The sequence below is a fragment of the Streptomyces sp. NPDC058964 genome, assembly GCF_042741275.1.
Lineage (GTDB): Bacteria > Actinomycetota > Actinomycetes > Streptomycetales > Streptomycetaceae > Streptomyces.
Window position 1 is genome coordinate 1 of record NZ_JBHYKH010000267.1, and the last position, 12,116, is coordinate 12,116.

General features: G+C 69.3%; 9 protein-coding genes and 1 pseudogene. 5 read left to right on the top strand and 5 right to left on the bottom strand.

The genetic code is table 11. The features are described 5' to 3' along the window. Window positions 1–148: 148 nt before the first annotated feature. The 3 genes from ACFW2E_RS28070 to ACFW2E_RS28080 all read right to left on the bottom strand — a co-directional run bounded on the left by ACFW2E_RS28070 (window position 149) and on the right by ACFW2E_RS28080 (window position 4,503). Window positions 149–1,987 carry a phospholipase C gene (locus ACFW2E_RS28070; protein WP_384469857.1) on the bottom strand — a complete coding sequence of 613 codons (1,839 nt, stop codon included), beginning with the start codon at window positions 1,985–1,987 and terminating at the stop codon, window positions 149–151. A 177-nt stretch (window positions 1,988–2,164) separates the two neighbouring features. Continuing rightward, the gene (efeB, locus tag ACFW2E_RS28075; protein ID WP_384469858.1) at window positions 2,165–3,394 is read right to left on the bottom strand and encodes an iron uptake transporter deferrochelatase/peroxidase subunit; all 1,230 of its coding nucleotides are present in this window, start codon (window positions 3,392–3,394) and stop codon (window positions 2,165–2,167) included. Continuing rightward, complete coding sequence (locus tag ACFW2E_RS28080) at window positions 3,391–4,503, bottom strand: EfeM/EfeO family lipoprotein (RefSeq protein ID WP_384469859.1); 1,113 nt, start codon at window positions 4,501–4,503, stop codon at window positions 3,391–3,393. The genes efeB and ACFW2E_RS28080 overlap by 4 nt, the downstream gene beginning before the upstream one ends. 1,637 nt (window positions 4,504–6,140) lie before the next feature. Here ACFW2E_RS28080 and ACFW2E_RS28085 point away from each other — a divergent pair. The 3 genes from ACFW2E_RS28085 to ACFW2E_RS28095 all read left to right on the top strand — a co-directional run bounded on the left by ACFW2E_RS28085 (window position 6,141) and on the right by ACFW2E_RS28095 (window position 8,079). Then, window positions 6,141–6,560, top strand: a complete 420-nt coding sequence (locus tag ACFW2E_RS28085) for a CBS domain-containing protein (protein ID WP_384469860.1) — start codon at window positions 6,141–6,143, stop codon at window positions 6,558–6,560. A gap of 161 nt (window positions 6,561–6,721) precedes the next feature. Beyond that, a complete protein-coding gene (locus ACFW2E_RS28090) occupies window positions 6,722–7,177 on the top strand; it encodes a CBS domain-containing protein (RefSeq protein WP_384469861.1) in 456 nt (151 codons plus the stop codon). A 242-nt stretch (window positions 7,178–7,419) separates the two neighbouring features. Continuing rightward, window positions 7,420–8,079, top strand: a complete 660-nt coding sequence (locus ACFW2E_RS28095) for a CBS domain-containing protein (RefSeq protein WP_384469862.1) — start codon at window positions 7,420–7,422, stop codon at window positions 8,077–8,079. 116 nt (window positions 8,080–8,195) lie between these two features. On the opposite strand, the gene ACFW2E_RS28100 is transcribed toward ACFW2E_RS28095, so the two are convergent. After that, window positions 8,196–8,870, bottom strand: coding sequence for a CBS domain-containing protein (locus ACFW2E_RS28100; protein ID WP_384469863.1), 675 nt, complete (start codon window positions 8,868–8,870; stop codon window positions 8,196–8,198). A gap of 857 nt (window positions 8,871–9,727) precedes the next feature. Here ACFW2E_RS28100 and ACFW2E_RS28105 point away from each other — a divergent pair. Continuing rightward, on the top strand, window positions 9,728–10,570 hold the full coding sequence (locus ACFW2E_RS28105; RefSeq protein ID WP_384469864.1) for a universal stress protein: 843 nt from the start codon (window positions 9,728–9,730) through the stop codon (window positions 10,568–10,570). A 228-nt stretch (window positions 10,571–10,798) separates the two neighbouring features. On the opposite strand, the gene ACFW2E_RS28110 is transcribed toward ACFW2E_RS28105, so the two are convergent. Further along, complete coding sequence (locus tag ACFW2E_RS28110) at window positions 10,799–11,437, bottom strand: hypothetical protein (protein WP_384469865.1); 639 nt, start codon at window positions 11,435–11,437, stop codon at window positions 10,799–10,801. Between the two features lie 260 nt (window positions 11,438–11,697). On the opposite strand from ACFW2E_RS28110, the pseudogene ACFW2E_RS28115 reads away from it, so the two are divergent. Next, window positions 11,698–12,116: pseudogene (locus ACFW2E_RS28115) on the top strand (ArsR family transcriptional regulator); the annotation flags it as partial.

The window sequence follows — 12,116 nt, forward strand, 5'->3', positions numbered from 1 at the left end:
TCGGCCTTGCGCCGCTCGTTGTTGTGTGTTTGCTGGCGGGCTTTGGGCTCCTGCTGCGACTGGTCCGCCCTTGTCCGGTCGCGCCCCTTTACCTGGCGGGCGGGGCGGGTTCCCGCCCCCCCGCGCCGCTGTGATCACATCCGTGGGGTCAGACGGTGGTGCGCTGCTTGCGGCGCAGGGTGAGGTACGTGCCCGTCGCGCCGGCCGCCAGCAGCGCGCCCACGCCGAGGCCCACCGGGAGGGTGGGGAAGGCGGAGGTGCCGCTGGCGGCGGTGTTCTCCATGGCCGGACCCGGGGTGATGCTGGTCTCGACCGGCGCGACGTGCTTGATCGGGCCGACGGACTTGATGGAGCCGTCCGCGTTCAGCAGCACCTGCTTGTTGTTCGGGCGCCGGAAGTCGAACATGCCCGTGAGCGAGCCGGCCGTGGCGTCGAAGGAGTGGTCGCCGATGCGGCCGGTGTGCCAGTTGTCCTCGATGAAGCGGGTGATGGACGCCTGGTCGGTCAGGTGGTGGTCGACCTTGTTGACCTTGCTGTACGGGGAGACCACGAGCAGCGGCTGGCGGGTGCCGGGGCCGCAGCGGTCCGCGTATCCGCCCGCCGCCTTGGGGCCGTTCTGGCAGGCGGGGCTGTCGGTGGCCTTGCCGTTGGAGCTGAGAGAGGTGTCCGTCGAGCCGTTGCGCGGGGCGACGTAGGCATGGTCGTACCAGCCGTCGGAGTCGTCGTAGGCGATGACGACCGCGGTGGACTTCCACTGCGGTGAGCTCTGGACGGCGTTGACCTGATCGACGAGGAAGTGCTGCTCGTCGATCGGGTCCGAGTAGGCGGCGTGGCCGTCCTGGTACTCGGGTGCCTTGACGAAGCTGACGGCAGGCAGCTTGCCCGCCCTGAGCGCCGCGTGGAAGTCGGTCAGGTCGTAGTTGTGGTTGGCCTGGCCGTCGTGGCCGACCTCGTCGACGTTCTTGGGCGGCAAGTGGTGGGGGTTGGATGTGGACTTGTAGTACTCGAACGGGGAGTGGTGCGGGCTGTAGTCGACCACGGATGCGCCGCCGACGTTGGTGTGCGTGGCCTCGCACTTGGCGTAGTGGCCTTGCTGGCCGTCCCACGCGGCGGTCGGGCGGAAGCCGCCCTGGAACCAGCCCCAGCTGACGTGCTGGGCGTTGAGCAGGTCTCCGATGTTCTTGCCCTGCATCGCCGCGAGCGCGTTGCTGCTGGTGTGGTTCTTGCCGGAGCAGTCGTCGTAGGCCGGGTCGGGGTCGTTGATGACCGTGCCGATGCCCTTGGCGTCCGGGGACTTGACCGTGTAGGCGTCGGGTGTGGAGGTCTGCTTGGGGTCTTCCGTGCCGGAGGCCGGGTCCGTGGAGATGACGCCGTGGGTCTGACCGGAGACCAGTCCCAGCGCACCGGGCGTGGACGGGCCGTAGACCGAGCTGTAGGAGCGGTCGTTGAGGGAGTAGTGCTGGGCGTAGTTCCACAGCGCGGTGACGGTGTTGCCGTCGTAATAGTCCATCACCAGGCCCGGCTCGCCGAACAGGCCGCCGGAGCACTTGTCGACCTCGGTGTTCTGCACGTACTGGTCGGCCTTGCCGCCGTTGGCCGCGTACTGCTCTGCGCCGTAGTTGTGGTTCTGGTCGCAGGTCATGGCCTGCGCCGGGGTGAGCCGCTTGGGCGTGTACTGGTTCGGGTTCTTCGTCAGCAGGCCGGCGTGCGCGAGCGTGTTGATGTTCTTCGGGGTCTTCTTCGACGCCGTGAACCTGGTGCCGTCGGTGTTGGCCGCCTTCGGGTAGGTGGCGAAGTAGTGGTCGAAGGAGACGTTTTCGTCGAAGAGCACGACCACGTGCTCGATCGGCGTGGCCGTGGTCGAGTGACCGTGATGCCCCCCGGGTGCCGCCCAGGTGGGCGCGGCCCCACCGAGAACCGTCAGCGCGGCGGCACCGGCCAATGCCCCCGCACTGCGCACAGTTGCTCGTCTAGCCCTGCTGGCCATGCTCTTCCACCCTTCTGAACGCGAATGCTGTTGCGTCATTACGGCCAGGAGGCTCCGCCAGGTGCGCGGCCCTTCTGCAGAGTCATGATGACGTGGGAGTGAACACCCGGCCAGGAAAGCAAAGGCAAATCTTGACCGCGTGTTGACCGGTTGAATGAGCAAGGTGTCCATACAGGTTCAGGTCAGCAGGGCTCGACCGTACCAGTCGGTCTTGTCCCGCACACCGGGCAGGGCGAAGAAGTAGCCGCCGCCGAACGGCTTGATGTAGTCGGTGAGCGGCTCCCCTGCGAGCCGTTTCTGCACGGTCTCGAACTGGCGGACTACATCTTGCTGGTAGCAGCAGAACAGCAGGCCCATATCGAGGTTGCCGTTCGCGTCCATGCCACGGTCGTAGTTGTACGCGCGGCGCAGGATCCGTTGGTCGGCGGTGGCCGGTGTGCGTGGGTTGGCGAGCCTCATGTGGGCGTCGAGCGGGATGACGTCGCCCTTGGGGTCGTCGGCGTAAATCGGCGTGTCGTGCTCCGAGTTCCCGTCCAGCGGCGCGCCGGAAACGCGCGCACGGCCGAACATCCGCTCCTGCTCGCTGAGCGAGACCCGGTCCCAGAACTCCACGAACATGCGGATCAGCCGGACCACCTGATAGCAGCCACCGGCCGCCCAGTCCGGCTCGCCCATCCCAGTGCCCACCCACACCAGCCGGTTCATCTCGCGGGCGTCGGCCGTGTCCGGATTGGCGACGCCGTCCTTGAAGCCCATCAGGTTGCGCGGGGTGCCGGACGGCCGGGGCGGGCTGGTGAAACCGTCCAGCCGCCAGCGCACCTGCGTCCCGCCCCGGGTGTGCCGGGCGATGTCACGCAGCGCGTGCAGGACGGTGTCGGTGTCGTCGGCGTGGAGTTGCAGGCTCAGGTCGCCGTGGCACCAGTCGGGCCGCAGGTCGTCGTCCGGGAAGGCGGGCATGGTGGACAGCCGCCGTGGTTTGCGCGCGGCCAGGCCGAACCGGTCGTCGAAGAGGGAGGCGCCGACGCCGACCGTCACGGACAGTTCGCCGACGGGCAGCCGGTCGCCGAGGACGCCCGAGTCGGCGGGCGGGCCGGTGATGCCCACCGGGGATGGCGTTCCGCCGGCGGCCAGGAGGCGGGCCCGTTCGGTGAGCGTGCGCAGCAGGTCCGTCAGCTCGGAGTGGTTCTCGGCGGTCACATCGAGCGCGGCGAACACCGTGACGCGACGCGGGGCCGCTGTGACCGACTGCTGGTGAACGCCGTGGAAGCGGGCGATGGACGGCCGGTCGACGGATGAAACCGCGGGCGCGGCCGCACCGCTCGCGGCCAGCCCGGTGCCCGCGAGGGCCGCGCCCCGCAGGAAGCCGCGCCGGCCCACACCACCCGTCTTCTCCCCGGCCGCGCTCACGCTGTCCGCCGCGGATCACACACGGTCGCAACCGACGCGAGCCGTTCCACCAGATCGCCCAGGACCGCGTTCACGCCCTCTCGCTGCATCCGGGTGAGCCGTTTCAGGGGGGTCCAAGCAGGGCCGCCGTGGAATGCGTCGAGGGTGTGCTGAGCGTGCTGCAACTCCTTCTCCAGGCCGGGCAGATCCGCGTAGCGGGTGGCGAGCAGCGGCCTCAGCCGGGACAGCACCTCGCGGGTTCCGTCGATGTTGGCGCGGGCCGTGGCGAGGTTGCTGCCGCTGCCGTAGTCGGTGCGGCCGGTCAGCTCGAACTGCACGGTATTCTCCAGGATCTCGTGCGCGCGCAGGCCCAGTTGGGCCGGGTCCATGCGGTTCTGCGTCCAGTCGTCGCGCAGCGCGGTGACGGCCTTGCCCAGGGCTGCCGCCGGAGCACGCAGGGAGTGGGCGGACTCGCCGTGCCACAACCCCCACTCGACGCGGTGGAAACCGGTGAACCCCTTGTCGTGCACCCCGCCGGACAGTCCCGCGTCGGTGCCGTTGATCTGGGCATCCGCGTCACCGAAGGCGTCGTACGCCGCACCGAGCCGCTCGTACTCCAGGTGCGCCGGCAGCCATGCCGTACGCGCCCCGCCGACATCCCCCCGGTCGATCGCCTCCCGCAGCCGGCCGGTCAGCCGCACGACCTCGTCCAGGCCGTGACCGACCCACTTCTGGTAACCGAGCGCCGGAGGGATCAGGTCATGCTGGGTGATCGGGGCCGCCGCCGGGCCCGAACGCCCTGCGGCGATGCGGACCGTGGGGCCGGTGACCGCGTCGGCATCGTCGGGAACGCACTTGAAGGCGTACGCACCCCTGCCCAGGCGGACGGTCAGTTGCCGTGTCGTACCCGGCCCGATGCCTTCCACCTCGCCGTAGACCGCCTGGCTCTTCGCGTCCTCGAGGTACACCTCGGCAGCCCCGTCGGAAGTATTGCGCAGGTCGAAGACCTGAAGGCCGGTCACGGGCTCGTCCCAGCCCCGGCCGCAGGCACTGGGCGACACCTCGATGCTCGTGTGCGGCGGCCCGTCCGCGCCGGCTCGTGCCGGGGGCGATCCCTGGGTCAGGACCATGGTTCCCAGCACACCGAGTACGGCAACGAGACCGACAAGCGCCCACACAGGGCCCGACCGCCGACCAAGGCCGGACAGGAACACTCCGGGCCTCCCCAGGGTCGTACCGTTCGTGATCGCCCCATCCTAGACAGCGGCATCCACTCGAACGGAAGTCCAGACAAACCCATGACCAAGAGTTACCTCTTGGTTCACCGAGGTCATTTCCTGTTGCCGGCCAGAACCTTGTTCGGACACCGAAATGGCGCCCCGTGCGCCCTCGTTCGCCTCCCACGCGCACCGGCACGGCATGCCCTGCTCGGCAAGGGCGAACGGGTCGGACTCACCTCCCTCACCGCGAGGACGGTCATCGCCACCGTTCCGCCGCGTCCGACATACCGGGCGCTCACCGACCGGCGGCTGTTGTTCTTCGACGCCAAGACCACCACAGGCCGACCCGACAAGCTGCTCATGACCCCGCCGCCCGACCTGACGTCCGCGGACCGGTGCGAAAGGCGCCGCTCGGCTGGGGGAGCAGGCCGAACTCCCTGTCCACCGCCAGGAACAGAGCACGAAGCGCACCTCCCGCCCACCGGCAAGACCGCCGGGCGGGAGCCGGCCTCGCGTCTCGCCGCAGCGGCTGAACCCACGCGCAGCCGTGCCTGGCTGCGCAATGTGTTGTCTCGAACGGCGCGTTGTCCCAATCGCCGGGCGCCCGGCGCGCAACCGGACCTCCCAAGGACACGGAACGAACCCACCGAACTCGTCCCCCAGCAGACCGTGTTGATCAGCGTGGGGTACCGGGCCGTGGCCGGTCCGTCCGACGCGCGCCCCACGCTACGCAGCCGTTACGCGGCTTCACCGATCCCCGCTCCGTCCGCCCGTCCGCCCGTCCGTCCGTCCGTCCGCAGGGATCACGGCATTTTCCCCTCGGGGACAGAGACACCCCACGCCAGTCGTGCTGTTCCTGCTTGTCACCCACTGCGAGAAGCAGGTGGTAGCGCTCGGCGTTCACGTGAGCCGGATCCCGCGCGGCTGCGCAGCCCTACAACCTCGCCCTGGCCGACGATGCGCTGGCGGATGTAGCGGAAGTTGCGCGCCTGGGCGTCGGTGGGGTGGCCGGCCCTCCCCTGCACTTCGGCCGTCACAGGCCACGGAACGAATCGTCCGCGGCACGCCAGTCTCGCCTGTTCACGGCTTCGCCGAGTTCGGTCGTGTCCGCCTGCTGGCCATGCTCTTCGCTCGATCGACTCCGGGGAGTGAGGTGGGTCCACTGTTCGGCGGCCGGGTGCGTCGTCGGATCACCCCGGCCGACAGCACGATGCGGCCGCACCGCAGGTGCCGGCCCGCACCGGCCAGGCCGGGCGTGAGCGAGGCTGCCAACCGGCTTCGCGCGCCCTAGCATGGAGCCCTGGGGAGGAACTGAAGCCGCCGCGGCGCCGTTGATTCCCGCTGATGCCCACGCGATCGCCGCCGGGTCAGTGCCGCACCCCAGCAGGTCTTCCTACGGCGGGACCCCGCGACACACGAGCCATTGCCGTACGACTGTGTGAAGTCGTCGACGGCGTCATGACCCACCTCCGCGATCCGACATCAAGGACACGGCGAGAACGCCACAACCCACACCGGCCACAGCCCCGAATCGGCAGGAGACGATTATGACAACTGCGCGAGACATCATGCATACCGGCGCCACCTGCATCCAGGAAAGCGAGACTCTGGAGGACGCCGCGCGCAAGATGAAGGAGCTGAACGTCGGCGCCCTGCCGATCTGCGGGCCGGACGACCGTCTCCACGGGATCATTACCGACCGTGACATCGTGGTGAAGTGTCTCGCCAAGGGGAAAGACCCCCGGACCGTTACCGCCGGCCAGCTCGAGCAGGGCAAGCCGGTCACGGTCGACGCGGACGCGGAAACCGACCGTGTTCTCCAGGTCATGCAGGAACACAGGATCCGGCGAGTGCCGGTCATCGAGAATCACCGCCTCGTAGGCATGATCAGCGAGGCGGACCTCGCGCGCCGCCTGCCGGAAAAGCAGGTGGGCCACTTCGTTGAGGCTGTCTGTGCGACGAGCTGAATTCGCTCTCGGGTGATCAGCCCGGTAACTGAGCGAGGCGTGGCATATCCAGAAGGCGACGCCTCGGCCGGCCCGTCACCGACGACTGCGGACTGCGCAAGCCGGACGCGAGGCGGCCCGCCGTCGCCGAGGGACACCACCGAGGGCAGGGAACAAGGTTGTTGGTCCAGCACGTGATGAACGCACCGCCGGCCACTGTGCTTCCGACGGAATCCATCGAGGACGCAGCCCAGTACATGGCTGATGCCGGCGTTGGCGCCTTGCCCGTGGTAAACGGCGACGCAGTGATCGGAATCGTGACCGATCGAGATCTCGTGGTGCGGGCGATGGCCCGCAGACTGCCATCGCACACCCCGGTGGAAACGATTATGTCCCGTACCCCCGCGACCGTGGAGGCCGATACGGCTGTTGCGGTCGCCGTTGTGAAAATGCGTGCGGCGGAGGTGCGCCACCTCCCCGTGGTGGCCGAGGGCCGTCTCATCGGAATGATCTCCTTCGACGACCTGTTCTGGCGGCTGACCCAGGAACTGGCGGACTTGGCGGCCGTGGTCGATGCCGCCCGGAAAATCCCTGGGACCTTTCACGGTACGAGGAAGGCACCGCTGCTGGACGGCTGAACGTGCATTTCCTCAGCGCCTGGCATTCCAGCGCGATGCACACGAATGGCACTCACAATAAAAAGAAGCAGAATCGGCGTTCCGAAGCAGTCAGGTGCAGGGACGGTTTCAGGATTCCTCGGAATCCGGCTGTCATTGGGGACCATCGGCCCTGGCAGCGGCTCCGCACCGAAGGAGCACAGTGGCAGAGGGACGTGAACCGGCGTCCGCGCGACATGCGCACGCGGGAAGGAGCTGCGGACATGACCGCCCAGCACAGCACCGTCAGTGATGTGATGACACGCGATGTCGTCACCGTCCAACCTGAAACCCCGTTCAAAGAGATCACGTCTGTACTGTCCACGCATGGCATCAGCGCCGTGCCCGTGACCGATGCGCGCGGTGTGCCGATGGGGCTGGTGTCGGAGGCCGACCTGCTCAGGAAGCAGATCGAACAACCCGACAAATACGGCGATCGGGCAGCGCTTCCCGAGCGGCCGCACGAGCGGACCAAGGCGCGCGCGGAGAACGCCGCCGGGCTGATGACCGCATCCGTGGTCACCGCTCACGCCGACTGGCCGGTCGCCCAGGCGGCCCGGACCATGGACCGCCACCAAGTCAGGCGGCTTGTGGTCGTGGACGAAACCGACCGCATCATCGGCATCGTCAGTCGCTCGGACCTGCTACGCGTCTTCCTGCGCCCCGACGAGGAGATCCGCGAGGAGATATGCGACGACGTGCTGGACAGGATGCTGCGGCTCGACGAAGCGGAGGTGGAGGTCCAGGTGCACGAAGGTGTTGTCACTTTGCGCGGCGGAGTCGAGAACCGCAGCACCGCCCAGATCGCCGAACGGCTCGCCAATGGCGTGGACGGCGTCGTCACCGTCAGGCCGATGATCGACTACACGATCGACGACGCATAGAACGCGTCACCGTCGCTAGCCCTAGACGCAACCAGCGGGATGCTCGACCGGCCCGTCTCCGGCGGCCTCGGTGCCTGGAGCTTTGCCCGCCTCGCACCGCGCGTGGGCGCCCTCGGTCAGGTGCCGACGGGGGGACGTCGGGCGTCGTCGGTCCGGTACGTAATGCGCTCGGCGACCGAGACCACCCCGTCGACGCCGCGGCACAGCTGCTCGATGACGGGGATCAGGCTCCTGAACTCGACCGAACCGCCCAGGTCGACCCGCCCCTCGCGGACCTCAACGGTCACCTGCGAGGGAGCGAGTTTCATCGTGCGCCGTAGCACGTCCTGGGTGATCTCGTCACGGATGGCGTCGTCACGGCGCAGGAAGATCCGCAGTAGATCACCACGGCTGACCATGCCCAGGAGCCGGTCCGCCTCGTCCACCACGGGCAGCCGCTTGACGTGACGGGCCTCCATGAGGCGCGCGGCCTCCACCACGTTCCACTCCGGACGCGCGCACACCGCGGGGGCCGACATCAGCTCCTCGGCCCGGGAACCCTCGGCCTTGGCCCGCTCCCAGGCCTCGAGGTTCGGGATCGGGACCCTGCCTGACGGATCGGCCTGGTCGGCGCTCTTGCGCAACAGGTCGGCCTCAGACACCACACCCACCGGCCGGTTCCGATCGTCCACTACGGGCACAGCCGTGACGTCGTTGTCCGCCAACAGCCTGACGAGCTCCTTGAACGGCGTGTCGGGACGTGCCCGAACGACGTCCCGGGTCATGAGTTCCCCGACCGTGCGGTGTTGCATGGTGCCTCCCGTATAGGAGCCGTCCACCTCGCACATACAGGCACTGGCCCGTGCGGCGGTGTGTCCCGCGTGGTGGGATACAGCACCATTCTGAGGAGAGGGCCGCGATCATGCGAGCTCACGTCGGCGACCGACTCGTCGGAGAACCGAGCGGAAGCGTGACGCGCTCGTCGACCACGGGCAGCCGCTCGCCGCGCTTCACGGCCGTGGCGGGAGCCGCTCGGCCAGGCTGCCGTCCGGGCGAACCGTGGCAAGCGGGCGCGGGCACACCGACGACCCACCCGGCACCCCACGACGGGTGAGCCGTCTCGGGCGAGCCGGTCCTGGCCGGGGCACATCGTGAGCGATGCGATGCCGAGGGCAGGTGGTTGCGGCGATCGTGCTCGCGCCCGGCCGTGACATCGTCTGCCGGGCTCCCGCCTGCAGGCGGCGGACGACGCGGCACGGCATGGGCCGCCCCCGCCCGGTGCTACGGCTCCCCGTCATCTGCGCGCGCCTTCCGACCAGCTACGCGCACGTGGCCGTCACAACCCCAGACGGCCGACCACCCGCATCACTTGGCCATCGGTTCCGGTCCTTGCGAAGGGCGGCCGCTTGGCAAAGCCGACGGGCCGGAAGACCCATTCTGAGATGCCTCCGCGGGGTGTATGGATGACGGTAGAAGGGAGAGGAAGAAGAGCCATGAGCTGCCGGTGCGGGGAAGCCGGCAGGATCCTTCAGCGCCCATGTCTGCCGTACGACTCACGGAAGGTGCGGCGTCCGGCGGAGCGGCTCGCCGTGATCACTCGTGATCCGGAATGAGTCCTCAAATCGAGCGGCGGGGACAACAGCGCCGCCCGCATACCCGGGAGAAGGCAATGACTGATCCGATTGCGGTCGGAGTCGACGGCTCCGGGCGAAGTCTGCGAGCCCTCATATGGGCCGCCCACGAGGCGACGCTGCGCCGGTGTCCCTTGCGCATCATCCACGTCCTGCCCTCAACCCATTCATACGCGACCACCGACGGGGGACGCGCGTGGGAGGCGAACAGCCGGGACCAGCGCGTCATGGCCGAGGCGACCGCCATCGCGCAGGAGGCCCATCCGGACCTGGAGGTGACCTCCGCCCTCCCCTCAGGCAGCCCGGCAGCGGTGCTGCTGACCGAGGCGCAGCACGCCCGTACGGTGGTGCTCGGCGCAAAGGGCATGGGCGGTTTCGGAAGTCTGCTCCTTGGTTCGGTCGCCTTGCAGGTGGTCGGCCACGCGGCCTGCCCGGTGGTGATCGTCAACCACGTCACCACCGGTCATGGGCGCGTGGTCGTCGGCACCGACGGGTCGGCGCACGCCCAGGCCGCCCTCGCGTACGCCTTCGAGGAGGCGTCGCTGCGCGGCGCCCAGTTGCAGGCCGTGCACGCCTGGAGCCATCCAGGGCCACACGCGTATGTCAGCGCGGCGCAGGACACCATGGCCAAGGAGCACGTGCAGGCCCTGGAGGAATGGCTGGCGCCACTGCGCGCGGAGCATCCCGATGTCGAGGTGGTGGAGCAGGCGCCCGACGAACCGCCGGTCATCGCGCTGGCCCGGGCCTCGGACCGCGCCGACCTCCTGGTCGTCGGCTCGCGGGGGCTGGGCGGATTCCACGGTCTGGCCCTCGGCTCCGTCAGCCACCAGCTTCTGCAGTTCTCCCAGTGCCCCCTGGCAGTCATTCGTCCACAGGTCTGAGATCCCTGCCTGACGTCACGTCCCGGCCGGTCCGCTCGGCACCACCTGGGATCATCTCGACGATGCGGTTCACCGGCGAGCCGGGATGTCTGGACCACGTACTGGTTCCGCTTCCACCATGGCACCGCCTCGGGGACATCTCGGTGCCCCGCCACGGCTATGCGGGCAGCGGTCGGTTCGGGCCCCGCCGCAGCGGGGTCGGTCGCCGTCGCCTCCGCACCGACGCCGTCAGGTCCGCAGGCGGTGGTCCACGGCGTCGGCCAGGGCATAGGTGTGTCCCTGGCGTCCCCATTCGCCGTACTCGGGCGTGAGACCTGCGTCCACCGCCCGCAGACACGGGCGGCCGATGTGCGCATACACCAGACGTCCGATCCGGTGCCGGGCCGCCTCGCGAGCGACCTCCCGCACCGGGGCGTGGCCACCCACACCGCCACGGAAGCGGATGGGCCGGTTCCAGCCGGATGCCTCCGCGAACATCAGGTCGGCGTTGGCCGCCCACACCGGAAACGTCCAGAACTCCGGTGCCCACACCACCGCCACGGCCCTGGCCTCGATCCGGTATCCGCAGGTCGGATGGGAGGTGTGCACAACCGGGAGCGCGCGGATACGCAGGTCACCGAAGCCCGCGTCCGCCATGCACGGCACCAGCCCCCGCTGGGCCGCCAGACGCCACAGGGCAGAGCGCAGCTCGGCATGCTCGTCGGTCACCAGCCACGCTTCCAGCGGGCCCTCGGGCGGCTCGGCCCCCGGCCCACCGTCGAACGCGACACGCCGGCGGCCGTACGCCAGAAGCAGGCCGGCCGGCGCGAAACGCGGCGACGCCATGGCGCCGACGCCCAGCAACGTGAGCCGCAGCCGAGGCGCCATGATCGCCACCTCCCGACGCACTCGCTCGCCGCCCATGCGGGACGGCGCCCTTCATCATCCCTCTCCGCGGTCCCAACACCGGAACTGCGCGGCGGCAGCAGGGGCGTACGACCCCGGTGCGGGGCGCGGGCCGGACGGGCCGGCCCGGGCCGCCTCCCGGGAAAGGCAGAAAGGCCACCGGCAGTGCAATCGTGTGTCGCGGGGCCCGGCGTCCGGCGTTGTACTGGAAGGGAAAGCACTTCCGAACGAGGGGAATGACCGTGTCGTCGTCCGACATCCCTCTCCCAGACAAGCCGCAGAAGGTTTTCGACCGGGACGCCGCGTGGCAGGAGCTCGTCGCGTTCGCCTGTGACAGCCGGCTCGAGGCGCGCCTGGGGGTGGTCAGCGGGCGGCTTCGGCAGGGCAAGACGTTTTTGCTGGAGGCGCTCACCGGGGCCCTGGGAGGCTTCTACTTCGGGGCGCAGCAGGGGACGCAGGCCGAGTCGCTGAGCCACCTTGCCAACGAGCTGGCCCGGTACACAAACGCGTCGTCCCCACCCCACTGGCACGGTTGGGAGGACGCCACCGACGACCTCTTGGCTCTCGGAGACCGACGCCCGATACCGATCGTGCTCGATGAGTTCCCCCACTTGGTGCGGCAGAGTCCTTCGCTCCCCTCCATCCGGCACAGCGCCTACCG

Bases quoted from the DNA above. Each gene is read 5' to 3' on its own strand.
- ACFW2E_RS28070 (WP_384469857.1), bottom strand. From the start codon at position 1,987: ATGGCCAGCAGGGCTAGACGAGCAACTGTGCGCAGTGCGGGGGCATTG.
- ACFW2E_RS28080 (WP_384469859.1), bottom strand. From the start codon at position 4,503: ATGGTCCTGACCCAGGGATCGCCCCCGGCACGAGCCGGCGCGGACGGG.
- ACFW2E_RS28085 (WP_384469860.1), top strand. From the start codon at position 6,141: ATGACAACTGCGCGAGACATCATGCATACCGGCGCCACCTGCATCCAG.
- ACFW2E_RS28095 (WP_384469862.1), top strand. From the start codon at position 7,420: ATGACCGCCCAGCACAGCACCGTCAGTGATGTGATGACACGCGATGTC.
- ACFW2E_RS28100 (WP_384469863.1), bottom strand. From the start codon at position 8,870: ATGCAACACCGCACGGTCGGGGAACTCATGACCCGGGACGTCGTTCGG.
- ACFW2E_RS28105 (WP_384469864.1), top strand. From the start codon at position 9,728: ATGACTGATCCGATTGCGGTCGGAGTCGACGGCTCCGGGCGAAGTCTG.
- ACFW2E_RS28110 (WP_384469865.1), bottom strand. From the start codon at position 11,437: ATGGCGCCTCGGCTGCGGCTCACGTTGCTGGGCGTCGGCGCCATGGCG.